The organism is Variovorax paradoxus NBRC 15149 (assembly GCF_001591365.1).
Taxonomy (GTDB): Bacteria; Pseudomonadota; Gammaproteobacteria; order Burkholderiales; family Burkholderiaceae_C; genus Variovorax; species Variovorax paradoxus.
This window is the reverse complement of record NZ_BCUT01000001.1, coordinates 273,235-295,798: the sequence shown is the minus strand read 5'-3', so window position 1 is coordinate 295,798 and position 22,564 is coordinate 273,235. Positions and strand designations below refer to the sequence as shown.

Annotated in this window: 28 protein-coding genes; 18 read left to right on the top strand and 10 right to left on the bottom strand. The window is 67.8% G+C overall.

Translation table 11 applies throughout. The features are described from left to right. Window positions 1-4: 4 nt before the first annotated feature. The 11 genes from bamB (at window position 5) to VPA02S_RS01345 (ending at window position 10,588) form a co-directional block, all read left to right on the top strand. Window positions 5-1,147 carry an outer membrane protein assembly factor BamB gene (bamB, locus tag VPA02S_RS01395; RefSeq protein WP_062361606.1) on the top strand — a complete coding sequence of 381 codons (1,143 nt, stop codon included), beginning with the start codon at window positions 5-7 and terminating at the stop codon, window positions 1,145-1,147. Window positions 1,148-1,195: 48 nt separating this feature from the next. Further along, window positions 1,196-2,539, top strand: coding sequence for a ribosome biogenesis GTPase Der (der, locus tag VPA02S_RS01390; protein ID WP_062361604.1), 1,344 nt, complete (start codon window positions 1,196-1,198; stop codon window positions 2,537-2,539). A 164-nt stretch (window positions 2,540-2,703) separates the two neighbouring features. Continuing rightward, the gene (gene hfq, locus VPA02S_RS01385) at window positions 2,704-2,949 is read left to right on the top strand and encodes an RNA chaperone Hfq (RefSeq protein WP_012747311.1); all 246 of its coding nucleotides are present in this window, start codon (window positions 2,704-2,706) and stop codon (window positions 2,947-2,949) included. 52 nt (window positions 2,950-3,001) lie between these two features. Beyond that, a complete protein-coding gene (gene hflX / locus VPA02S_RS01380; RefSeq protein WP_018902783.1) occupies window positions 3,002-4,171 on the top strand; it encodes a GTPase HflX in 1,170 nt (389 codons plus the stop codon). Window positions 4,172-4,245: 74 nt separating this feature from the next. Next, window positions 4,246-5,616: an FtsH protease activity modulator HflK gene (gene hflK / locus VPA02S_RS01375; RefSeq protein WP_018902782.1), complete on the top strand. Its 1,371-nt coding sequence runs from the start codon at window positions 4,246-4,248 to the stop codon at window positions 5,614-5,616. Window positions 5,617-5,632: 16 nt separating this feature from the next. Next, window positions 5,633-6,538 (top strand): protease modulator HflC, encoded by a 906-nt coding sequence (hflC, locus tag VPA02S_RS01370; RefSeq protein ID WP_012747314.1) that lies wholly within the window; start codon window positions 5,633-5,635, stop codon window positions 6,536-6,538. A gap of 20 nt (window positions 6,539-6,558) precedes the next feature. Then, on the top strand, window positions 6,559-6,747 hold the full coding sequence (locus VPA02S_RS01365; RefSeq protein ID WP_012747315.1) for a DUF2065 domain-containing protein: 189 nt from the start codon (window positions 6,559-6,561) through the stop codon (window positions 6,745-6,747). A 43-nt stretch (window positions 6,748-6,790) separates the two neighbouring features. Next, a complete protein-coding gene (locus VPA02S_RS01360) occupies window positions 6,791-7,951 on the top strand; it encodes an ATP phosphoribosyltransferase regulatory subunit (RefSeq protein WP_012747316.1) in 1,161 nt (386 codons plus the stop codon). Between the two features lie 23 nt (window positions 7,952-7,974). Beyond that, the gene (locus VPA02S_RS01355; protein WP_012747317.1) at window positions 7,975-9,306 is read left to right on the top strand and encodes an adenylosuccinate synthase; all 1,332 of its coding nucleotides are present in this window, start codon (window positions 7,975-7,977) and stop codon (window positions 9,304-9,306) included. Between the two features lie 19 nt (window positions 9,307-9,325). After that, window positions 9,326-9,850 carry a phosphoribosyltransferase gene (locus VPA02S_RS01350; protein WP_012747318.1) on the top strand — a complete coding sequence of 175 codons (525 nt, stop codon included), beginning with the start codon at window positions 9,326-9,328 and terminating at the stop codon, window positions 9,848-9,850. A gap of 183 nt (window positions 9,851-10,033) precedes the next feature. After that, the gene (locus tag VPA02S_RS01345; protein WP_062361601.1) at window positions 10,034-10,588 is read left to right on the top strand and encodes a hemerythrin domain-containing protein; all 555 of its coding nucleotides are present in this window, start codon (window positions 10,034-10,036) and stop codon (window positions 10,586-10,588) included. Window positions 10,589-10,607: 19 nt separating this feature from the next. Here the strand turns inward: VPA02S_RS01345 and VPA02S_RS01340 are convergent, their stop codons facing one another. Together VPA02S_RS01340 and VPA02S_RS01335 are read right to left on the bottom strand one after the other, a co-directional pair. Further along, window positions 10,608-11,060, bottom strand: coding sequence for a VOC family protein (locus VPA02S_RS01340; RefSeq protein WP_012747320.1), 453 nt, complete (start codon window positions 11,058-11,060; stop codon window positions 10,608-10,610). Between the two features lie 65 nt (window positions 11,061-11,125). Continuing rightward, window positions 11,126-11,989: a helix-turn-helix domain-containing protein gene (locus VPA02S_RS01335; RefSeq protein ID WP_062361598.1), complete on the bottom strand. Its 864-nt coding sequence runs from the start codon at window positions 11,987-11,989 to the stop codon at window positions 11,126-11,128. A 75-nt stretch (window positions 11,990-12,064) separates the two neighbouring features. On the opposite strand from VPA02S_RS01335, the gene VPA02S_RS01330 reads away from it, so the two are divergent. Then, complete coding sequence (locus VPA02S_RS01330; RefSeq protein ID WP_062361595.1) at window positions 12,065-13,258, top strand: PLP-dependent transferase; 1,194 nt, start codon at window positions 12,065-12,067, stop codon at window positions 13,256-13,258. A 113-nt stretch (window positions 13,259-13,371) separates the two neighbouring features. Beyond that, window positions 13,372-13,575, top strand: a complete 204-nt coding sequence (locus tag VPA02S_RS01325; protein ID WP_012747323.1) for a hypothetical protein — start codon at window positions 13,372-13,374, stop codon at window positions 13,573-13,575. Window positions 13,576-13,650: 75 nt separating this feature from the next. Here the strand turns inward: VPA02S_RS01325 and VPA02S_RS01320 are convergent, their stop codons facing one another. After that, complete coding sequence (locus VPA02S_RS01320) at window positions 13,651-14,331, bottom strand: arylesterase (protein WP_041945476.1); 681 nt, start codon at window positions 14,329-14,331, stop codon at window positions 13,651-13,653. On the opposite strand from VPA02S_RS01320, the gene VPA02S_RS01315 reads away from it, so the two are divergent. From VPA02S_RS01315 to rlmB, 3 genes are read left to right on the top strand one after another with little or no spacing between them, the layout of a single operon-like run. Continuing rightward, window positions 14,330-15,052 carry an ABC transporter ATP-binding protein gene (locus tag VPA02S_RS01315; RefSeq protein WP_012747325.1) on the top strand — a complete coding sequence of 241 codons (723 nt, stop codon included), beginning with the start codon at window positions 14,330-14,332 and terminating at the stop codon, window positions 15,050-15,052. The genes VPA02S_RS01320 and VPA02S_RS01315 overlap by 2 nt on opposite strands. After that, entirely contained in the window at window positions 15,049-16,029 is a 981-nt protein-coding gene (locus tag VPA02S_RS01310; protein ID WP_018902778.1) for a hypothetical protein, read from the top strand. The genes VPA02S_RS01315 and VPA02S_RS01310 overlap by 4 nt, the downstream gene beginning before the upstream one ends. Window positions 16,030-16,062: 33 nt before the next feature. Further along, window positions 16,063-16,809 (top strand): 23S rRNA (guanosine(2251)-2'-O)-methyltransferase RlmB, encoded by a 747-nt coding sequence (gene rlmB / locus VPA02S_RS01305; protein WP_012747327.1) that lies wholly within the window; start codon window positions 16,063-16,065, stop codon window positions 16,807-16,809. Between the two features lie 30 nt (window positions 16,810-16,839). Here rlmB and VPA02S_RS31920 read toward each other — a convergent pair whose 3' ends face one another. Together VPA02S_RS31920 and VPA02S_RS01300 are read right to left on the bottom strand one after the other, a co-directional pair. After that, window positions 16,840-17,010 carry a hypothetical protein gene (locus tag VPA02S_RS31920; protein WP_018902777.1) on the bottom strand — a complete coding sequence of 57 codons (171 nt, stop codon included), beginning with the start codon at window positions 17,008-17,010 and terminating at the stop codon, window positions 16,840-16,842. A 110-nt stretch (window positions 17,011-17,120) separates the two neighbouring features. Continuing rightward, window positions 17,121-17,708, bottom strand: coding sequence for a helix-turn-helix domain-containing protein (locus tag VPA02S_RS01300; RefSeq protein WP_062361591.1), 588 nt, complete (start codon window positions 17,706-17,708; stop codon window positions 17,121-17,123). A 61-nt stretch (window positions 17,709-17,769) separates the two neighbouring features. On the opposite strand from VPA02S_RS01300, the gene VPA02S_RS01295 reads away from it, so the two are divergent. Next, the gene (locus VPA02S_RS01295; RefSeq protein ID WP_062361589.1) at window positions 17,770-18,291 is read left to right on the top strand and encodes a GNAT family N-acetyltransferase; all 522 of its coding nucleotides are present in this window, start codon (window positions 17,770-17,772) and stop codon (window positions 18,289-18,291) included. A gap of 10 nt (window positions 18,292-18,301) precedes the next feature. Here the strand turns inward: VPA02S_RS01295 and VPA02S_RS01290 are convergent, their stop codons facing one another. From VPA02S_RS01290 to VPA02S_RS01275, 4 genes are read right to left on the bottom strand one after another with little or no spacing between them, the layout of a single operon-like run. Next, window positions 18,302-18,778, bottom strand: a complete 477-nt coding sequence (locus VPA02S_RS01290) for a DUF3237 domain-containing protein (RefSeq protein WP_012747331.1) — start codon at window positions 18,776-18,778, stop codon at window positions 18,302-18,304. Window positions 18,779-18,788: 10 nt separating this feature from the next. After that, window positions 18,789-19,757, bottom strand: a complete 969-nt coding sequence (locus VPA02S_RS01285; protein WP_018902774.1) for an aldo/keto reductase — start codon at window positions 19,755-19,757, stop codon at window positions 18,789-18,791. A 30-nt stretch (window positions 19,758-19,787) separates the two neighbouring features. Then, complete coding sequence (locus VPA02S_RS01280) at window positions 19,788-20,396, bottom strand: chromate transporter (protein ID WP_018902773.1); 609 nt, start codon at window positions 20,394-20,396, stop codon at window positions 19,788-19,790. Then, window positions 20,393-20,983: a chromate transporter gene (locus tag VPA02S_RS01275; RefSeq protein ID WP_018902772.1), complete on the bottom strand. Its 591-nt coding sequence runs from the start codon at window positions 20,981-20,983 to the stop codon at window positions 20,393-20,395. The genes VPA02S_RS01280 and VPA02S_RS01275 overlap by 4 nt, the downstream gene beginning before the upstream one ends. An 88-nt stretch (window positions 20,984-21,071) precedes the next feature. Here VPA02S_RS01275 and VPA02S_RS01270 point away from each other — a divergent pair, with 88 nt between their 5' ends. After that, a complete protein-coding gene (locus VPA02S_RS01270; protein WP_062361586.1) occupies window positions 21,072-21,983 on the top strand; it encodes a YihY/virulence factor BrkB family protein in 912 nt (303 codons plus the stop codon). Between the two features lie 12 nt (window positions 21,984-21,995). On the opposite strand, the gene VPA02S_RS01265 is transcribed toward VPA02S_RS01270, so the two are convergent. Continuing rightward, the gene (locus VPA02S_RS01265) at window positions 21,996-22,547 is read right to left on the bottom strand and encodes a DUF924 family protein (protein ID WP_062361582.1); all 552 of its coding nucleotides are present in this window, start codon (window positions 22,545-22,547) and stop codon (window positions 21,996-21,998) included. Window positions 22,548-22,564 lie beyond the last annotated feature (17 nt).

Sequence of the window (22,564 nt, the reverse complement as noted above, 5' to 3'; positions counted from 1 at the left end):
CACTATGAATTTCAAGCGTTTCATGCCTGAGTCGTCCGTCCTGCGTGCAGGTTCGGCCATTGTTCTGGCCGCGATGCTGGCTGCCTGCTCGGGCACCAGCAAGCCCAAGCCGGCCGAACTGCCCGCCAACCCCGCGTTGTTCGGCGTGCGCCAGGCCTGGAGCGTGCGCATCCCGGCCGTGGGCTTCCCGCTGGCCACCGACGTCAGCGGCGACATCGTCACCGTGGCCGGCAGCGACGGCACCGTGGTCGCCATCGACGCCCGTGCCGGCCGCGAAACCTGGCGCGCGAACGCGGGCGCCAAGCTCGCAGCCGGCGTCGGCAGCGACGGCTCGCTGGCCGCGGTGGTCACCACCGACAACGAACTCGTGGCCATCGAAGGCGGCAAGGTCCTGTGGAAGCAGCGGCTCTCGGCCCAGGCCTTCACCGCGCCGCTGGTGGCCGGCCGCCGCGTCTTCGTGCAGACCGCCGACCGCAGCATCAGCGCCTGGGACGGCCAGAGCGGCCGCCGCCTCTGGCTGCAGCAGCGCACGGCCGAAAACCTCGTGCTCAAGAAGTCGGGCGTGCTGATCGCCGTGGGCGATACGCTGATCTCGGGCATCGGTGGCCGGCTGGTCGGCATCAACCCGGCCAACGGCACTTCGCGCTGGGAAGCGCCCATTGCGGCGCCGCGCGGCACCAACGACGTGGAGCGCCTGGTCGACCTGACCGGCAGCGTGAGCCGCGTCGGCGACACCGTGTGCGCCCGTGCCTACTATGCCAACGTCGGCTGCGTCGACACCGCGCGCGGCCAGCTGCTGTGGAGCAAGCCTGCCGTGGGCGCCGAGGGCGTCAGCGGCGACGAGGGCTTCGTCTACGGCACCGAGTCCGACGGCAGCGTCGTGGCCTGGCGCCGCGCCGACGGCGAGCGGGCCTGGCAGTCGACCCGGTTCAAGAACCGCGTCCTGACCGGGCCGCTCGCGGTGGGCCGTTCGCTGGTGATCGGCGAGGACAACGGAACGCTGCACTTCGTCTCGCGCGAAGACGGCGCACTGCTCAATCGCGTCACGCCCGATGGCTCCGCCATTGGCGTCACGCCGGTGATGGCCGGCAACACGGTGGTGGTGGTGACTGCCAACGGCGGTGTGTTTGGATATCGCCCTGAATAACTCTTTGCAAGGCCCGACCATGAAAACCGCGCCCCTGAAAGGCCGGCCATGAAGCCGGTCGTGGCCCTGGTCGGGCGGCCCAACGTCGGCAAGTCGACCCTCTTCAACCGCCTCACGCAGACGCGCGACGCCATCGTCGCCGACTTTGCCGGACTCACGCGCGACCGCCACTATGGCAACGGCCGCCTGGGCAAGCACGAGTTCATCGTGATCGACACCGGGGGCTTCGAGCCCGATGCGGGCAGCGGCATCTACAAGGAAATGGCCAAGCAGACGCGGCAGGCCGTGGCCGAGGCCGATGTCGTGATCTTCGTGGTCGATGCCCGCGAAGGCCTTTCGGCGCAGGACCACGACATTGCGAACGAGCTGCGGCGGCTCGGCAAGCCCTGCGTGCTGGCGGCCAACAAGGCCGAAGGCATGCACGACGGCACCAAGCTGGTCGATTTCTACGAACTCGGCTTTGGCGACGTGCATGGCGTGTCCGCGGCGCACGGGCAGGGCATGCGCGACCTGGTCGAGCTGGCGCTCGCGCCGCTGAACCTGCCCGACCCCGACGACGAGGCGGACGAGGACGACGTCAACAAGCCCATCAAGCTGGCGGTGGCCGGGCGGCCGAACGTCGGCAAGTCCACGCTGATCAACACCTGGCTCGGTGAAGAGCGCCTGGTGGCGTTCGACCTGCCGGGCACCACGCGCGACGCCATCTCGGTGCCGTTCGAGCGCAACGGCCAGCGCTTCGAGCTGATCGACACGGCCGGCCTGCGACGCAAGGGCAAGGTGTTCGAGGCGATCGAGAAGTTCTCGGTGGTCAAGACGCTGCAGGCCATCGAGTCGGCCAACGTCGTGCTGCTGCTGCTCGATGCCACGCAGGGCGTGACCGACCAGGACGCGCACATCGCCGGCTACATCCTCGAAAGCGGCCGCGCGGTGGTGATTGCCATCAACAAGTGGGACGCGGTCGACAGCTACCAGCGCGAGCAGATCCAGCGCCAGATCGAAACCCGGCTGCCGTTCCTCAAGTTCGCATCGCTGCATTTCATCTCGGCCATCAAGCGCCAGGGCCTGGGTCCGGTGTGGCAGGCCATTGCGCAGGCCCACAAGTCGGCCACGCGGAAGATGTCCACGCCGGTGCTGACCCGGCTGCTGCTGGAGGCGGTGCAGTTCCAGTCGCCCAAGCGCGCGGGCATGTTCCGCCCCAAGCTGCGCTATGCGCACCAGGGCGGCATGAATCCGCCGGTGATCATCATCCACGGCAATTCGCTGGAGCATGTCACCGAGGCCTACAAGCGCTTTCTCGAAGGGCGCTTCCGCAAGGAGTTCGATCTGGTGGGCACGCCCTTGCGCATCCAGTTCAAAAGCTCGCAAAATCCCTTTGCGGACAAGGACGAATGAGCACGCTTGGCTGCCGATGGCGGCCGATGAGCCATGGCCGGGTCGAAAGTTCCGCCTTTTGAGAGACGTTATTTTTCAAAGGCTTTTGACCCTGATTGCTGCAGCGCAGAAACCCTGTGTTAAGGTCATCTCTCCAACAACTACTCTTGAACACGGAGAATATCGTGAGCAATAAAGGGCAACTTCTACAAGACCCGTTTCTGAACACCCTGCGTCGCGAGCATGTGCCGGTCTCCATTTACCTGGTGAACGGTATCAAGCTGCAGGGCCAGATCGAGTCTTTCGACCAGTATGTCGTGCTGCTTCGCAACACGGTGACGCAAATGGTCTACAAGCACGCCATCTCCACCATCGTGCCAGGTCGTGCCGTCAACTTCTCGGCTGCCGAGAACGACGACGCCGCAGCCTGATCGCGCGGAGCGCGGCGGTAACCCCGCCGCGCTTTTTCCATATTGATCCCGCTTGTCTGAATTGAACTCCCGCCAGGAAGGCGCCGCCGTTCTCGTCGGCGTCGATTTCGGGCTGCCCCATTTCGACAGCGAACTCGAGGAACTCGGCCTGCTCGCGCAGACCGCGGGCCTTTCGCCTGTCGCGCGCCTCGTCTGCAAGCGCAAGGCGCCCGACGCGGCACTTTTCGTTGGCAGCGGCAAGGCCGAAGAAATCAAGGAACTGGCCGCCATGCACCAGGCCAGCGAGGTCATCTTCGACCAGTCGCTGAGCCCGGCGCAGCAGCGCAACCTCGAGCGCCAGCTCGACGTGGCGGTGTACGACCGCACCTTCCTCATCCTCGAGATCTTTGCCCAGCGCGCCCGCTCCCATGAGGGCAAGCTGCAGGTCGAGCTGGCTCGCCTGCAGTACCTGAGCACGCGCCTGGTTCGCCGCTGGTCCCACCTGGAGCGCCAGACGGGCGGTGCCGGCGTGCGCGGCGGTCCCGGCGAAAAGCAGATCGAGCTCGACCGCCGGATGATCAGCGAATCGATCAAGCGCACGCGCGAGCGCCTGGCCAAGGTGCAGAAGCAGCGCGGCACGCAGCGCCGCCAGCGCGAGCGCCGCGAGACCTTCAACATCTCGCTCGTGGGCTACACCAACGCCGGCAAGTCGTCGCTGTTCAATGCGCTGGTCAAGGCTCGCGCGTATGCGGCCGACCAGCTCTTTGCCACGCTCGACACCACCACGCGCAACCTCTACCTGGGCGACGCCCGCAGGCAGGTCTCGATTTCCGACACCGTCGGCTTCATCCGCGACCTGCCGCACGGGCTGGTCGACGCCTTCAAGGCCACGCTGCAGGAGGCCGTCGATGCCGACTTGCTGCTGCACGTGGTCGATGCCTCCAATCCGCACTACCCGGAGCAGATGGCCGAGGTGCAGTCCGTGCTCCGCGACATCGGCGCCGACACCGTTCCGCAGCTTCTGGTGTTCAACAAGCTCGATGCCCTTGAAACTGCGCAGCACCCGCTGCATCTGCAGGACGACATGGAAATCGACGGCGTGCGGGTTCCGCGCATCTTCCTCAGCGCCCGCAGCGGCGAGGGACTGCCCCTGCTGCGCGCCGAGCTGGCCCGCCGGTCGGGCTCACTGGGCGACACGATGACCCCAGAGGCCGACACTGAATTGCACGACACCGCCAATTGATTGGGCACAATCCCGCCACTGACAAGAGAACGAAGCGAATGAATGCAAAGCCAGCGTGGAGAGGGTTTCTGGGCATGTTCAACCTGAACGATGGCCGATGGGGCCGTGGCGACGAGCCGTCGTCCAACGGCGACCGCCCAACCGGCAACCGGCCTCCCGACGCGGACCCGCCGGGCGCCCCGACGCCACCGCCCTCGGGCAACAACAACGGCAACGGCAACCGCCCCCGCGGCCAGGGCCCGAACCAGGGCCCGCCCGACCTCGATGAACTCTGGCGCGACCTCAACCGCAAGCTGGGCGGCTTCTTCGGCGGCAAGGGCGGCGGCAATCGCCCCACCGGCGGCGGCAATGGCGGTGGCGGCAACGGCTATCGACCGGACATGAAGAATGCCGGCTTCGGCCTCGGCTTGGTGGCGGCGGTGGCCGTTCTCATCTGGCTCGGGACCGGCTTCTTCATCGTGAACGAAGGCCAGCAGGCCGTGGTGACGCAGTTCGGCCGCTACAAGACGACGGTGAATGCCGGCTTCAACTGGCGCCTGCCGTATCCCATCCAGCGCCACGAGGTGGTGGTGGTCACGCAGATCCGCTCGACCGACGTGGGCCGCGACGCCATCGTGCGCTCCACCGGCCTGCGCGAATCGGCCATGCTGACCGAAGACGAGAACATCGTCGAAATCAAGTTCGCCGTGCAGTACCGCCTGAGCAATGCGCAGGCCTGGCTCTACGAGAGCAAGTCGCCGGCCGAAACCATCGTGCAGGTGGCCGAGAGCTCCGTGCGCGAGGTGGTCGGCAAGATGAAGATGGATGCCGCGCTGGCCGAGGAGCGCGACCAGATCGCCCCGCGCGTGCGGCAATTGATGCAAACCATCCTCGACCGCTACAAGATCGGTGTCGAAGTGGTCGGCATCAACCTGCAGCAGGGAGGAGTGCGTCCCCCCGAGCAGGTGCAGGCCGCGTTCGACGACGTGCTCAAGGCCGGCCAGGAGCGCGAGCGCACCAAGAACGATGCGCAGGCCTATGCCAACCAGGTCGTGCCGCTTGCCGCCGGTACGTCCTCGCGTCTCAAGGAAGAGTCCGAAGCCTACAAGGCGCGCATCGTCGCACAGGCACAGGGCGATGCCGGCCGCTTCAGCGCGGTGCTGGCCGAGTACCAGAAGGCGCCGCAGGTCACCCGCGACCGCATGTACACCGACGCCATGCAGCAGATCTATGCCAGCACCACCAAGGTACTGGTCGATACCAAGCAAGGCTCCAACCTGCTGTACCTGCCGCTGGACAAGCTCATGCAGCTGAGCGGCAGCAACCCGGCCGCAACGCCGGTCGATGCGGCCAGCCCCAGCGTGGCGGGTACCGCGCCCGCCCAGTCGTCGGTAATTCCGGTGGTGCCGCCATCGAGCGAGAGCCGCGCCCGCGATGGCCGTTCGCGTGATCGCGACGTGCGTTGAAAAGGCCAGGAAGAACATGAACAGAATCGGATTCATCGCCTCGTCGATCCTCGTCTTGCTCGTGCTGCTGAGCTCGACCCTCTTCGTGGTCGACCAGCGCCAGTTCGGCGTGGTCTATGCCCTTGGCCAGATCAAGAGCGTCATCACCGAGCCGGGCCTCAACTTCAAGCTGCCGCCGCCGTTCCAGAACGTGTCGTACATCGACAAGCGGCTGCTTACGCTCTCCAGCCTCGACACCGAGCCGATGCTCACGGCCGAGAAGCAGCGCGTGGTGATCGACTGGTACGTGCGCTGGCGCATCACCGATCCGCAGGCCTACATCCGCAACGTCGGCCTCGACGAAAACGCGGGCGCCACGCAGCTCAACCGCGTGGTGCGCAACGCCTTCCAGGAAAACATCAACAAGCGCACCGTGCGCGACCTGATCTCGGTGCGCCGCGAAGCGCTGATGGCCGACGTGCAGCGAGAAGTGCTGGCCGTGGTGAAGGGCTCCAAGCCCTGGGGCGTGGACGTGGTCGACGTGCGCATCACGCGTGTGGACTATGTGGAAGCCATCACCGAATCGGTCTACCGCCGCATGGAGGCCGAGCGCAAGCGCGTGGCCAACGAACTGCGTTCGACCGGTACGGCCGAAGGTGAAAAGATCCGCGCCGACGCCGACCGCCAGCGCGAAGTGATCGTGGCGAACGCCTACCGCGATGCCCAGAAGATCAAGGGCGAGGGCGATGCCCAGGCTGCCGCTGCGTACAGCGAGGCCTTCGGCCGCGACCCGCAGTTCGCGCAGTTCTATCGCAGCCTCGAGGCCTACAAGCAAAGCTTCAACAAGAAGAGCGACGTGATGGTGCTCGACCCGTCGTCGGACTTCTTCCGGGCCATGCAGAGCTCGGGCACGCCGGCAGGCAACGCTCCTCCGCGCCGCTGATCCTGCGCCGGGCTGCCGCCGTGAGCGCCGAAATCTTCTGGAGTGCGCTGGCGCTGGTCCTGGTGATCGAGGGCATCCTGCCTTTCGTCTCGCCGGGCGGGTGGCGGCGCGGCTTCGGGCAGCTCATGCAGCTGCGCGACGGCCAGCTGCGCTTCTTCGGACTTTGCAGCATCTTGCTGGGTTTGGCCCTTCTTTGGCTGCTGGGGTAGCGCGGCCCGGTAGAATCCCGGTTTAACCACGCCCCCGATCCCCATGTCCGCCTGGGTCCTCCCGGATCACATTGCCGATGTGCTGCCTTCCGAGGCGCGCCACATCGAAGAACTTCGACGCCAGCTGCTCGATACCGCCCGTGGCTATGGCTACGAGCTGGTGATGCCGCCGCTGCTCGAGCACCTCGAGTCGCTGCTGTCCGGCACCGGCGAGGCGCTCGACCTCCAAACCTTCAAGCTGGTCGACCAGCTCTCCGGCCGCAGCATGGGCCTGAGGGCCGACACCACGCCCCAGGTGGCGCGCATCGACGCCCACCTGCTGAACCGCGAAGGCGTGGCACGGCTGTGCTACTGCGGACCGGTGCTGCACACCCGCCCCGATCGGCCGCATGCCACGCGCGAGCCGCTGCAGTTCGGGGCCGAGATCTACGGCCATGCGGGGCTCGAGGCCGACACCGAAGTGCTGCTGCTGGCGCTCGACTGCCTGCATGCGTCGGGCCTGAGCGACGGCGTGATCGTCGACCTGGCGGATGCGCGCATCGTGCGGGCGCTGTTCGCCGGCGTGCCGGTCGACGCCGCCGTGCTGGCGCGCGTGCACGCGGCGCTGGTTGCCAAGGATGCGAGCGAGCTGCATGCGCTCACGCGCAGTTTCCCGGCCGCGTCGCGCGACGGCCTGCGCGCGCTGGTCCAGCTGTATGGCGATGCGTCGGTGCTCGACGAGGCCGCCAAGGCCCTCAAGGGCACGCCGGCCGTGAGCGCGGCGCTGGCCGGATTGAAGCAGCTGGCCGCGAGCCTCGGTGCCGATCCGGCGCGGCAGATCAGCTTCGACCTGGCCGACCTGCGCGGCTATGCCTACTACAGCGGCATGCGCTTCGGCATCTACGTGCCGGGCGCGGCCGATGCGCTGGTGCGCGGCGGGCGCTACGACGAAGTCGGCGCCGTGTTCGGCCGCAACCGGCCGGCGGTCGGCTTCAGCCTGGACGTGCGCGAACTGGTCGGCGTGCTGCCGGCCCGTCCGCTGCGCGCGGCCATCCGCGCGCCCTGGAGCGACGCGGCCGGCCTGCGCGAGGCCATTGCCGGGCTGCGCAAGGCCGGCGAGATCGTGGTCTGCGTACTGCCGGGCCACGGCAGCGAAATCGATGAATTCCACTGCGACCGCGAGCTCGTCGAGCACGCAGGGCAGTGGCAAGTCCGAGCCCTCTGATTTTTTGAAGTAATGGAACGAGCATGAGCGTAACCACCGGAAGAAACGTGGTCGTCGTCGGCACCCAGTGGGGCGATGAAGGCAAGGGCAAGCTGGTCGACTGGCTGACGGAAAGCGCCCAGGGCGTGGTCCGCTTCCAGGGCGGCCACAACGCGGGCCACACGCTGGTCATCAACGGCGTGAAGACCGCGCTGCACCTGATCCCGAGCGGCATCATGCGGCCCGGCGTCAAGTGCTATATCGGCAATGGCGTGGTGCTTTCGGCTGCCAAGCTGTTCGAGGAAATCGAAGGGCTCGAAAAGGCCGGCGTCGAAGTGCGTTCGCGCCTGCGCATCAGCGAGGCCTGCCCGCTGATCCTGCCTTTCCACGCGGCGCTCGACATCGCGCGGGAAACGTATCGCGAAAAAGGCGGCGTCGAGAAGATCGGCACCACCGGCCGCGGCATCGGCCCGGCCTACGAGGACAAGATCGCGCGCCGTGCGCTGCGCGTGCAGGACCTGAAGCACCCCGAGCGTTTCGCCACCAAGCTGCGCGTGCTGCTCGACCTGCACAACCATGTGCTGACGCAGGTGCTCGGCGCGCCCGCCATCGACTTCGACCTGGTCTTCGACGAAGCCATGCGCCATGCCGCGCTGCTCAAGCCGATGATGGCCGACGTGTCGCGCGAGCTGAACGACGCGCACAAGGCCGGCGCCAACCTGCTGTTCGAAGGCGCGCAGGGCACGCTGCTCGACGTCGACCACGGCACCTATCCCTACGTCACCTCGAGCAACTGCGTGGCCGGCAATGCCGCCGCGGGCTCGGGCGTGGGCCCGGGCATGCTGCACTACATCCTGGGCATCACCAAGGCCTACTGCACGCGCGTGGGCGGCGGTCCGTTCCCGACCGAACTCGACTGGGCCACGCCGGGCACGCCGGGCTACCACATGAGCACCGTGGGCGCCGAAAAGGGCGTCACCACGGGCCGCAGCCGCCGCTGCGGCTGGTTCGACGCCGCGCTGCTCAAGCGCTCGGCGCAGGTCAACGGCCTGTCGGGCCTGTGCATTACCAAGCTCGACGTGCTCGACGGGCTCGAGAAGCTCGAGCTGTGCACCGGCTACGAGCTCGACGGCGAGACCACCGACATCCTGCCCATGGGCGCCGACGAGATCGAGCGCTGCACGCCCATCTACGAGACCCTCGAAGGCTGGAGCGAGAGCACCGTCGGCGTCACGCAGTACGACAAGCTGCCCGTGAATGCACGGCTCTACCTGCAGCGCATCGAGCAGATCACGGGCGTGCCGATCCACATGGTTTCCACGAGCCCTGATCGCGACCACACGATCATGATGCGCCACCCCTATCTCGCGGACTGAACAGGAACGAACCCCCACCATGTTGACCGAAGACGGCAAGCATCTCTACGTCAGCTACGACGAGTACAACAACCTGATCGAGAAGCTCGCGATCAAGATCCACCAGTCGGGCTGGCAGTTCGACACCATCCTGTGCCTCGCGCGCGGCGGCATGCGGCCCGGCGACGTGCTTTCGCGCATCTTCGACAAGCCGCTGGCGATCATGTCGACCAGCTCCTACCGCGCCGACGCCGGCACGGTGCAGGGGCACCTGGACATCGCGCGCTTCATCACCACGCCCAAGGGCGAGATCGCCGGCAGGGTGCTGCTGGTGGACGACCTGGCCGACTCGGGCCACACGCTGCATGCGGTGATGGACATGCTGCGCAACAACTACAAGCCGATCACTGAACTGCGCAGCGCGGTGATCTGGACCAAGGCGTTGTCGACCTTCACGCCCGACTACTCGGTCGAGTACCTGCCGACCAACCCATGGATCCACCAGCCCTTCGAAGGCTACGACTCGCTCGGCGCCGAGAAGCTGCTGGAGAAGTGGTCGGTCTGACCGACCCCGCTGCTGCGCCTGCGGCAGCGCCTCATCGGCATTCGGGCCGCCACGCTGTAGGCGCAGCGCGCATCTGCGCCGGCGCGGCTTGCAGCAGCCCCCGCAACGGCGTAGAACCATAGCGTTAAAGCCTCAAGTTCACAGGCAAGCTTGGAGCCGTTCGCGGCTTCGAAGGAGTGAAGCATGTTGGCGGCCGAATGCGCGTGGGCCATCTTGCGCGCCGAGCACGTTCGCACCCGGGAGCTGCTGGCTCGCCTTGAAACGGCGATGAAGGCAGGGGGCGAAGCGGGCGTCCGGCAGCGGGCAAGGTCGGCCATCGAAGCCATCGAGCGCCTTCAGGCCTTCGAAGAAACAACGCACCGCCCCAAGGGCGTTGTCATGCTGAACATGCTGCGAGGCAGGTCAAGCGAGGCCGACGGGCTTCTCGACCAGCTCGATTCGGAGAGCGAGCGCTGCAGCGGCCTCCTTGCACAGGCAAAGATCCTCCTCGAGCGCGGCGAATCCGGCGACATGGCCGCAGCCGCGGAGGCCAATGCGCTGCTGCGGCAGCACCGGCAATTGATGTCCGCGCATCTGGACAAGGAAGACACGCTGTTGCATTCGCACACGGCGCTGCTGCTCAGTCCGGAGGAATGGGCCACCGTGGTCTCGTCGATCTCGAAGGAGGTGGGAGCGGCCAGGAAGCGGGGGCATCGCCGTTCGCCGCTGCGCGGACAAGTCCCGAAGCCCGCAGGCTGACATTCCGTGCGACGGGTGCCTAGGCGCCTTCGGAATCGAACATCGCGGTGTAGCGCCGCTGCATTTCCTCCGGCGTCAGCTTCTCGATGCTGTGGCCCACGTTCCAGCGATGGCCGAAGGGATCGCGGAACACGCCCGATCGCTCGCCGTAGAACTGGTCCTGCGGCGCCATGTCGAGCGTGGCGCCGGCCGCCACGGCACGCGCCACCACGGCGTCGGCATCGTCCACGTGCAGGTGCAGCGTCACCGCGGTGCCGCCCAGCGTCCTGGCGCTGGGAATGCCGTATTCGGCGAACTCGTCCGAGATCATCAGGATTGCGCCGTTGTGGAAGTCGAGTTCCGCATGGCCGATGCGGCCGCTCGGCTCGGTGAGGCGGAAGATCTCCTTGACTTCGAAGACCTTGCAATAGAAGTCGATGGCCGCGCCGGCATCGTCGACACAGAGATACGGAAACAGTTCGTGGATTGCCATGAGGGTTGTCTTTCGGAAGGAAGGAAGAAGCCATGTCCCGGCGCCGATTCTGCGGCGCCGCCCCGCTAGCGTCTTGAACGAATTTGACCTGCGGCCGCCGGCACGTGCCGCGGCGACACGGCCCCGGACTGCCGCCAGGCCTCTGGCGGCATGCCCGCCAGCGCCGAGAACTCGCGGCTCAGGTGCGCTTGGTCGCTGTAGCCCGCGGTGAGCGCGATCTCGGCCCAGCTCTGCGCCGGGCCGCCGGCCAGCGCCAGCGCGCGGTCGAAGCGCATCACCCGTGCATATTCCTTCGGGCCGAGGCCGATGCCGCTGCGAAAAAGAGCGATGAAACGGCGGTGGCTGTAGCCGCTGCGTGCCACCAGCGCGGCGATCGGCGGGTTCTCGCGCGCCAGCGGACCGAGCGCTGCGGCGACGGCCGGGTGCAGGCCGCGCAGGCCGGCGCCTTGCGAATCGATGGCGCGCTGGGCGAGCAAGGCTTCGAAGGCCGCCAGCTGCGCTTCGAGGCTGCCCGCCGCGTGGATCCGTTCGAGCGCGGCGTTGGCCTGCTGCGCACCCCAGAGCGCATCGAGCGGCGTGTGCTGGCCGGCCAGCGCGTCTTCGGGTGCGCCGAGCAGCGCGCGGGCGGCCCCTGGCTGGAGCTGCGCGCCGACCGAGCGCGTGGCCACCGAAACGTCGCGCATGTAGGGGGCGGCACGTGCACCGCCGACGATCGCATGGCCGCAGGTCTGGCCGCGCACGTCGCCCGGGCCGCCGAACAGCTTCAGCGGCGGCCCCGAGAGCCGGAACACCAGGTGCATGCCCCCGGTGGGCAGCACGTGTTCGCGCGCGCCCGGCTGCCCGGCGGCCGCGCCCGTGGGGGCCGAGGCCCACATCAGCCGCACGTAGGGACGCAGGCAGGGGGCGGGGAGTCTTGTCAGCTGCGGCATGCTGCAGCCCTGGGGAAAAACCGGCTGTTGCCCATCGGCGCATTGTGCGGCGGATTGCCGCGCTAGCATCGGGCCATGAGCAAGCCTTCCACGACCCTGATCCACCACCCCTACACGCCGCCCGCCAACTTCGCCGCGCCGCAGCCGGGCATCTACAAGGCATCGACCGTGTTCTTTGCCGACGTGGCCGCGATGCGCGCGCGCGACTGGAAGACCAAGGCCGGCTACACCTACGGCCTGCATGGCACGCCAACCACCTTCACGCTCGAGGAGCGCCTGGCCACGCTCGAAGGCGGCACCGAGTGCCTGCTGGTGCCGAGCGGCCTGGCCGCCATTTCGCTGGTTTCCTTCGCCTTCCTGAAGAGCGGCGACGAAGTGCTGATTCCCGACAACGCCTACGGCCCCAACAAGGCGCTGGCGACCGGCGAGCTGGCCAACTTCGGCATCACGCACCGCCTGTACGACGCGATGAATCCTGCCGACCTGGCCGCCAAGCTCTCGGACCGCACGCGGCTGGTGTGGCTCGAGGCGGCGGGCTCGGTGACGATGGAGTTTCCGGACCTGCCGGCGCTCGTGAAAGCCTGCCGTGCGCGCGGCGTGGTGACGGCGCTGGACAACACCTGGGGCGCGGGCCTCGCGTTCACGCCTTTCGATTTCAATGGCAGCGGGCAGGGCGTGGACATCTCGGTGCATGCGCTCACCAAATATCCGAGCGGCGGCGGCGACGTGCTGATGGGCAGCGTGGTCACGCGCGACGAGCGGCTGCACCGCGCGCTCAAGCTCACGCACATGCGCACGGGCTTCGGCGTGGGCGTCGGCGACGTGGAAACACTGCTGCGGTCGCTGCCGAGCATCGGGCTGCGCTATGCCGCGCACGACCGTTCGGCGCGCGAACTGGCGCGCTGGCTTGCCGGCCGCGAAGAGATCGCGCAGGTGCTCCATCCGGCACTCGAAGGATCGCCCGGCCATGCCAACTGGCGTGCGCTGTGCGGCGGCACGGACCTGGCAGCGGGCCTGTTCTCGGTCGTGTTCGACGAAAGCTTCAGCACCGAGCAGGTCGACCGCTTCTGCGACAGCCTGAACCTGTTCCGCCTCGGCTATTCATGGGGCGGCCCGGTGAGCCTGGTGGTGCCCTACGACATAGGCCTGATGCGCGATGCCAGCGTGGCGCGCTGGCCGCACAAGGGCACGCTGGTGCGCTTCTCGGTCGGGCTGGAAGATGTGGAAGACCTGCGGGCCGACCTGCAGCAGGCGCTCGCGCGGATGTAAGAGAAGTTTTCCGGATGCCGGGGCCCGCCGCTCCACGGGCTTTGGGTGCACCGTTATCGCTTACAGTTGGATGACACGCAGTCGCTTTGACTGCCTCGTTCAAGGAGAGAACAGTGGCAACACCCAATTACGGCTACGAAAAGCGCCAGAAGGAGCTGGCCAAGAAGAAGAAAAAGGAAGAGAAGCTCCGCGAAAAGGCCAATCGCAAGCTCTCCCCGAGCAGCGACGGCCTGGCCCCGGGTGACCCGGAAACCGACGTGGCCTCGCTCGAGCGCGATCCGCCGACGGTGCCCGATCTGCCGACCAAGAACGGCTGATCCCGGATCAAGGCTCTCGACAAAAAAGCCGCTGCCGGCCCTCGGGCCTGGAGCGGCTTTTTTGTTTCGGCAGGCCTACTTGGCGGCGAGCAGCTTGCGCAATTCCGGCCAGACGTTGTCGAGCAGCTGCGGCTGCGCGGCGGCCGTGGGATGGATGCGGTCGGCCTGGAACAGCGCCAGCGCGTCGGGCGCATCGGCCACGCCCTTGAGCAGGAAGGGCACCAGCGCCGCCTTGGTGGTGCTGGCCACCTTGCCGAACACGGCCTCGAAGCGCCGCGTGTAGTCGCCGCCGTAGTTGGGCGGCACCTGGATGCCGACGATCAGCACCTTGGCGCCGGCCGCCTGCGCCGCTTTGGTGATCTGCAGCAGGTTGTCCTCGGTGTTCTGCAGCGGCAGGCCGCGCAGCGCATCGTTGGCGCCGAGTTCGACCACCACGTGGGTGGGCTTGTGCTGCGCCAGCAGCGAGGCAAACCGGGCCCGTCCGCCCGAGCTGGTGTCGCCGCTGATGCTGGCATTGACCACCGTGGCCGGGATCTTCTGCTGGGCGAGGCGCTTCTCGAGCAGGGGCACCCAGCCTTCGCCGCGCTTGAGGCCGTATTCGGCGCTCAGCGAATCGCCAAGCACCAGGATCACGGGCTGGCGGGGCGCCGCGGCCTGCGCGCCCTGGGCATGGGCTGCCGTCCATGTCCCTGCGCTGCCGAGTGCGGCAGCGCTCAAGATAAAGTCACGTCGTTTCAAAACGAAAAGCCTTTCCATGTCCCAACCCCCGTCTGATGCCATTGTCGCAGTCGAGCATGTGTTCAAGTCCGTGACCGATTCGACCGGTACGCTCGACATTCTGCAGAACATCGATTTCACCCTGGGCGCGCGGGAGACCGCCGCCATCGTGGGTGCCTCGGGTTCGGGCAAGAGCACCTTGCTGTCGATCATTGCCGGCCTCGACACGCCCACGCGCGGCACCGTCAGGCTCGCGGGCGATGACATCTTCGCCATCGACGAGGACGAGCGCGCCGCGCTGCGCGCCCAGCGCGTGGGCTTCGTGTTCCAGAGCTTCCAGTTGCTGGGCAACCTGAGCGCGCTCGAGAACGTGATGCTGCCGCTCGAACTGGCCGACCGCAAGGACGCGCGCAAGGCCGCCACCGAGATGCTCGGGCGCGTGGGCCTCGGCCAGCGGCTCGGCCACTATCCCAAGGTGCTCTCGGGCGGCGAGCAGCAGCGCGTGGCGCTGGCCAGGGCCTTCGTGGTGCAGCCGGCGCTGCTGCTGGCCGACGAGCCCACCGGCAGCCTCGACTTTGCGACCGGCGAGCAGGTCATGCGGCTGATGTTCGACCTGAACCGCGAGCTCGGCACCACGCTCGTGCTGGTCACGCACGACCGCGGCATAGCGGCCCAGTGCGAGCGCCGCATCACCATCGAGGCCGGGCGCATGGCGCTCAACGAGTCGACGCCTGTGCTGGTGGCCTCGCTGCAGGCATGATCGTTCCCCGGTTCTGGGCCGAAGGCCGCATCCAGGAACACGTCGCCGGCAAGCAGATCACGGTGCGGCGCTACGGCTGGTCCGACGAGAGCCCGATCGCCGCGCAGGCGCATGCCGACCAGCGCACGCAAGAGGCGTTCGAGCGCATCGCCGCGGGCGAGGCGCTCAACCGCCGCGAGCGCAAGCTGGCCTACAACGGCGCCGAAGGCGTGCCCATCCGCGAAGAGATCGTCGAGCGGCAGGGCGATACCGTCATCACGCGCAACAGCTATGGCGCGCGCTGCCTCAACACGCCCGACGTGCTGTTCGTCGACATCGACTTCGACGAACCCCTGCGCGGCAGCGTCTTCGGCTTTGCACTGGCGCCCGCGCTGATCGCCGGCATCGTCGGCGGCTGGACCGCCAAGACCTGGCTGGGCGGGCTGATCGCGGCCATCGTGGTCTTTGCCGTCGCCTACCGCATCGGCCTGGCCAGGAAGCGCGGCGAGGCCAGCGGCAACCCCGCGCCCGAAAAGCGCGCGGCCGAGCGCATCGGGCGCTTCGTCCACCAGCACCCCGACTGGCACCTGCGCCTGTACCGCACGCCGGCCGGCTTCCGCGTGCTGGCGATGCACGATGTCTTCAGCCCGGCCGACATGGCGGTGGCCGACTGCTTCCATGCGCTGGGCGTCGACAAGGTCTACGCACGCATGTGCCGCAACCAGAACTGCTTTCGCGCCCGCCTGAGCGCCAAGCCCTGGCGCATCGGCATCGGCGAGCACCTGCGGCCGCGGCCGGGCGTGTGGCCCGTGTCGCCCGAGAAGCTGCCGCTGCGCGATGCCTGGGTCGCGCGTTACGAAAAGGCGGCCGAAGGCCATGCCGCCTGCCAGTACCTGGAAAGCGCCGGCAACAGCGCACGGGTGCATCCGAACGCGCTGGCCGTGCAGCAGCTGCACGACGAACGCACCCGCGCGCACAGCGGATTGCCCATGGCCTGAAGGACGGGGCGCGCAGGCCTCGATAATCGGGGGATGTCTTCCCCCAAAGTGATCTTCGGCTTCCATGCCGTGGGCGTGCGCATCAAGACCGCGCCCAAATCGGTGCTCGAAGTGATGTTCGACACCAGCCGGCGCGATGCGCGCATGAAACAGTTCATCGCCCGCGCACAGGAGGCCGGCGTGCGGCTGGTCGAGGCCGACGGGCTGCGGCTGGCCAAGCTCAGCGGCAGCCATGGTCACCAGGGCGTGGTCGCGCGGGTCGAGCCCATTGCGCAGGTGCGTTCGCTCGACGAATTGCTCGAAGGCCTGGAGGAGGCCGGCACCGTGCCGCTCCTGCTGGTGCTCGACGGCGTGACCGATCCGCACAACCTGGGCGCCTGCCTGCGCGTGGCCGACGGTGCCGGGGCCCATGCGGTGATCGCGCCCAAGGACCATGCGGCCGGCATCAACGCGACCGTGGCCAAGGTGGCAAGCGGTGCGGCCGAGACGGTGCCCTACTTCATGGTGACCAACCTCGCGCGCACGCTGAACGAACTCAAGGAACGCAGCATCTGGTGCGTCGGCACCAGCGACGATGCGCCCGGCACCCTCTACCAGAGCGACCTCAAGCGGCCGCTGGCGCTGGTGCTCGGCGCCGAAGGCGAGGGCATGCGCCAGCTCACCCGCAAGACCTGCGACGAACTCGTGAGCATTCCCATGGCGGGCGCGGTCGAGAGCCTGAACGTTTCCGTGGCCAGCGGCGTGTGCCTCTACGAGGCCATGCGGCAGCGCAGCGCCTGAGGCGGCGCTGCGACCGGGGCGCGGTTCGAATCAGGAAGGGTCTTTGCTGCGTGTGCGGCCCACCGCGCTGAAGATGCCGATGCCCAGGATGATCAGCGCACCGATGCCGATGTAGAGCGTCGGCACGCCGGCCACCGAGGCGCCCCAGGCGAGGCCGGCAAGGAAGATCAGAAAACCGATCATGTAGAGCACAAAGGACATGCGTGTTCCCCCGGAAGCTTTGATGCCTTGCAGTATCCCGGCCGGTCCCGGGGCGGGCACAGGCCGGTGTCTCCAGTCGCTGTGGGAACTTGCCTACTACTTTCGCGCCTCTATGCCGGGGAGGCGACCAGCAGGTAGCGGCAGCCCGCGCGGCCGAGCGCCTTGAAGACCAGCGGCCGGTCGACGCCGAAATCCAGGCAGTCGCCGGGCGCGAGTTCGAAGCGCTCGTCGCCGTAGTCCACCCGCAGCGCGCCTTCGAGCATCCACAGGCATTGCCGGTACGGCTTGCCGCTCCAGCGCGGATAGGCGACCTGCGCCGAACGCGGCAATTCGATCTCGACCATCTCCACGCCGCCGCTCGCGCCGCGCTCGGCGACCTGGCGCCGCAGGTAGCCTGCCTCGGGATCGCGCCAGACTTCCTGTTCGGCCCGGGGGCGCAGCCGGCGCGGCGAAGCCTTCTCCTCCGTCAGCAGCTGCGCGAGCGGCACGCCCAGGCCGGCGGCCAGCCGGCCCAGCAGCACGGCCGTCGGGCTGCTCTCCGCGCGCTCCACCTTCGAGATCATGGCCTTGCTGACGCCGGAAAGCTCGGCCAGCTCGGCCAGGCTCAGCGCCTTGGCCTGGCGCAGCGCGAGCAGCCGGGCGGCAATGAGCGCGTCGATGCCGGAGGGCTCGGCAGGCGGAGATGAATTGTTTCTCATATGAGATTATTATTCTCCTATATTGGACGAATTGAAATTGGACAGCCTGAAAGGAACGAACATGCGCCTGGTCCCCTGCACCGAGGAAGCCCACGCGGGCGCCATCCTTGCCATCCTCAACGAGGCCATTGCCAATTCGACGGCGCTGTACGACTACAAGCCGCGCACGCCCGAGAGCATGGTGGCGTGGTTCGCCACCAAGCGCGCCAACGGCTTTCCGGTGATCGGCGCGGAAGACGAGAGCGGCAAGCTGCTGGGTTTTGCGAGCTACGGCACGTTCCGCGCCTTTCCGGCCTACAAGTACACGGTGGAGCACTCGGTGTATGTCGAGGCGGGCCACCGCGGCGCGGGCCTCGGCCGCAGGCTCATGGAGGCGATCATTGCCGAGGCCGTGGCGCACGACGTGCACGTCATGGTCGGCGCCATCGATGCCGCCAACGCCGGCAGCATCGGGCTGCATGAGCGCCTGGGTTTCGAGCATGCCGGCACCGTGCGGCAGGCCGGATTCAAGTTCGGCCGCTGGCTCGACGTGGCCTTCTACCAGCGCATTCTTTCCACGCCGCTGAATCCGGTCGACGGCTAGCTCGCGCGAACTACATGAGCGCGAAGAAGCGCATCACGACTTCGGCCGGGTGCCTGAGGCCCGCCCCGACGAACATGCGCTCGTTGATCCATTTCAGAGAAGCAGAGGCCGTCTCGAAGCGCGGACTGCAGCGGAAGTAGACCTGCGCCGGATCGACCGGCTCGCCGCGCAGCAGCATGGCCATGACCTCTGGCGCGGCCGCGCGAATGGCGTGGTTCTGCACGTAGACCAGGTCGCCCGCATCGGTTTCCAGCCCGTAGCGCGCGTCCAGTTCGGAGAGCGTGTCGCTCACGATCAATTGAAAGTCGCTGCCGCCCGGCAGCACCCGGGCGCGCCAGCCGTGGCCCGATGCTTCCCCGCCCGTGATCGGCACCACGCGGCGCAGGCCGCGCGCGCTGCTGCCCAGCACCTGCGGCACGCCCACTTCGACGCGCAGGTCGGCGAAGTGCTCGAGCAGGGGCGTGGCGATGGCGTCGAAGCCGCTCATGGGGCCCGCCTCAGGCCTCGGGGGTTTCGGCGCTGGCCCGGTCCAGCATCTGGATGGTGCCGGCATCGAGCTTCAGCTGGGTGGCGACCACCAGTTCCTCCAGTTGCGCGATGGAGGTGGCGCTGGCGATCGGCGCCGTGACCGAAGGGCGCGCGATCTGCCAGGCAATGGCCACCTGGCCCGGCTTGGCGTTGTACTGCTGGGCCACCTTGTCGAGCGCCTCGAGAATGCGCAGGCCCCGCGGGTTCAGGTACTTCTTGATGGTGGTGGCGCCGCGCGCGCTCTTGGCGGCGTCGGCCTCGGTGCGGTACTTGCCGGTCAGGAAACCGGCCGCCAGCGCATAGAAGTTGATCACGCCCACTTCGCGCTTCAGGCACAGCGGCTCCAGCTCGTCCTCGAACACCGCGCGGTCGTAGAGGTTGTACAGCGGCTGCAGGCTCTCGTAGCGCGCAATGCCCAGCCGCTCCGAGACGTCGAGCGCCTCGGCCAGCCGGGGCGCGCTGTAGTTGGAGGCGCCGATCGCGCGCACCTTGCCGGCCTTGATGAGTTCGTCGAAGGCCTGCAGCGAATCTTCGAGCGGGGTGGCGGCATCGTCGTCGTGCGACTGGTACAGGTCGATGAAGTCGGTCTGCAGGCGCTTGAGCGAGGCTTCCACCGCTTCGCGGATGTAGGCCGGCGAGAGGCCCGACTTGCCTTCGCCCATCGGCTTGCCGACCTTGGTGGCCAGCACCACGCGGTTGCGCTTGCCGCTTTGCTTGAGCCACTTGCCGATGATGGTCTCGGACTCGCCGCCGCTGTGGCCCGGCACCCAGGCCGAATAGACGTCGGCGGTGTCGATGAAGTTGAACCCCGCGTCCACCCAGGCATCGAGCAGGCGGAACGAGGTGGCCTCGTCCGCCGTCCAGCCGAACACGTTGCCGCCGAAGGCCAGCGGTGAAACCAGGAGGCCGGAGCGGCCGAGCGAGCGGAGTTGCGACATGAGTTTGTTTCCTGAGAAAGAGAACGAGGATCAGACGAAGCCCACGGCACCGAGCAGCGCACCCGCGCCCAGCAGCCAGAGCAGGTGGACGCGCGTGCGCCAGACGATAAGCGCGGCCACTGCGGTCAGCAGCCACAGATGCCATGCAGGCGCGTCGCCGGCATGGTTACCCGCCGCCAGCACCCAGCCGGTGGCGATCAGCAGGCCCACCACCACCGGCGCCATGCCCTGCTTGAAGGCGCGCACGCCGCGCCGGTCGCGGTTGCGGTGGCCCCAGCGCGTGGCCAGGTAGGTGAGGGTGGTGCTGGGCAGCATGATGCCCAGCATGGTGACCATGAGCCCGAACAGGCCCAGCAGCCAGGCACCCGGCCCCGCGCCGATGCCGCCGCCCGCATTGAGCCCGACGTTCCAGCCCATCAGCGCGACGAAGAGCACGTTCGGCCCGGGCGCGGCCTGGGCGATGGCCACCGAGGAGCTGAACTGCGCATCGCTGAGCCAGCCGTGCTGCGCAACGAGGTAGCGGTGCATGTCCGGAACCGTAGTGATGGCGCCGCTGATCGACAGCAGCGACAGCAGCAGGTACTGGCCGAAGAGCGCCAGCCAGTCGTGCCATTGCATGGCGATGGTCAGCTGGCTCATGCGGCGATCCTGCGCCAGGTCCACGCACAGGCCACGCCGCCCACGGCCAGCAGCACCCAGCCGAGCGGCATCTTGAACAGCGCAATCGCGCCGAACACCAGCGCCACGAAAGCCAGGCAGGTGGCAAAGCCCAGCGGGTGCTTGCGCAGCTGCGGAATCAGCTTGATGCCGGTGGCGGCGATCAGCCCGCCCGACACCGCGCCCATGCCGCGCAGCGCGGCGGCCACCTGCGGGTTGGCGGCGTAGTGGGCATAGAGCACGGCCAGCACGAGGATGACCACGAGCGGTATCGCGAGCATGCCGGCCACCGCGGCAATGGCGCCGCGCAGGCCGAAGTAGCGGTCGCCGATCATCAGTGCGAGGTTGATCACGTTCGGCCCCGGCATCACCTGGGCCACGGCCCAGTCTTCCAGGAACTGCTCGGGCGTGAGCCAGCGCTTCTTCTCCACCATCTCGCGCTGGACGATGGCCAGCACGCCACCGAAGCCCTGCAGCGCAAGCCAGGTGAATGAAACAAAAAGGTCGCGTGGCGACTTCGGTTGCGGATGGGCGGGCGGCGCCGCCGCGCCTGAAGGAGACGGATGCATGTGGATGCGATTATCGTAGCCAGGCCTGCAACATGCCGGGCACCGGGCTGACATGCCCCTGCATCACTCAAAGGGAGACTCCACCGCCATGCAAATCCGCGCGCTCTTCGATCTCTGCAAGCAGGCCGTGGCCTCCTGGTCCAACGACTACGCTCCGAGCATGGGTGCCGCGCTGGCCTACTACACGGTGTTCTCGATCGCGCCGCTGCTCCTGATCGTGATCTCGGTGGCCGGCCTGGTGTTCGGCCAGGAGGCCGCGCGCGGCGAGATCTTCGCGCAGCTTTCCGGCCTCATGGGCGCGCAGGGCGCGGCCGCGGTGCAGGGCATGCTGCAGGCGGTCAACAAGCCGGCCGAAGGCATCGTGGCCACGGTGGTCGGCCTGGGCCTGCTGGTGGTCGGCGCGACCACCGTCTTCGGCGAACTGCAGGACGCGCTCGACCGCATCTGGCGGGCGCCGGCGCGCACCAAGAGCAAGGGCCTGTTCAACCTGCTGCGCGTGCGGCTGCTGTCGTTCAGCATGATCATGGCCATCGGCTTCCTGCTGATGGTGTCGCTGGTGGCCAGTGCGGCGCTGGCGGCGCTCAGCAAGTGGTGGGCGCCGGTGTTCGGCGGCTGGGCCACGCTGGCGCAGGCGGTGAATTTCGTCTTCAGCTTTGCGATGGTGACGGTGATCTTCGCGATGATCTACAAGATCATGCCGCGCGTCAGGGTGCAGTGGCGCGACGTGTGGGTGGGCGCGGCGGTCACGGCGCTGCTGTTCACCATCGGCAAGCACCTGATCGGGCTGTACATCGGCAAGAGCAGCGTGGCCTCGGGCTACGGCGCCGCGGGTTCGCTGGTCGTGGTGCTGGTGTGGGTGTACTACTCGGCGCAGATCTTCCTGCTCGGGGCCGAGTTCACCTGGGTCTATGCCAAGACCTATGGCTCGCTCAAGGACATGGGGCGCAGCGCCGACGCGAATCCTTCGCCGACGCGCTCGGACCCGCTGCCGCAGCGCTAGGGCAGGCCCTGGCTATCCCGCGAAGCCGCCCTCGTCGAGGAAGCGCTGCTCCTCCGCGCTGCTGGTGCGCCCGAGCAGCTTGTTGCGGTGCGGAAAGCGGCCGAAGCGCGCAATGATGTCGCGGTGCAGCACCGCGAAGCGCTGGGTGTTGGCATCGAGCGCGGCGTTGAGCTCGACCGAGCGCTGCTGGTCGTCCAGCGACTCGGAATGCATGAAGGGCAGGTAGAAAAAGCGCCGCAACTCCTCGTCGGTCTTCAGGTCGAGGCCCGCTTCGATCGCCTGGCGGGCGATGGCCAGCGCCTTGGCATCGGTGGCCAGCATGCGCGCGTTTCCGCGCCAGGTGTTGCGCGGAAACTGGTCGAGCAGCACCAGCAGTGCCAGGGCGCCCTCGGCGCCCTGCGCCCAATGGTCGAGCTCGCCGTGCGCGGCCGCTTCGTGGGCGGCAAGGAAGCGTTCGCGGAACTGCGCGTCGAAGGCTTCGTTCTTGGCAAACCATCGTTCGGGCCCGGCTTGGCGCCAGAAGCCGACGATGTCTCGGGCGGTGGGGAGCTCGGCAGGGTTCATGGCCGCATTCTCTTTCA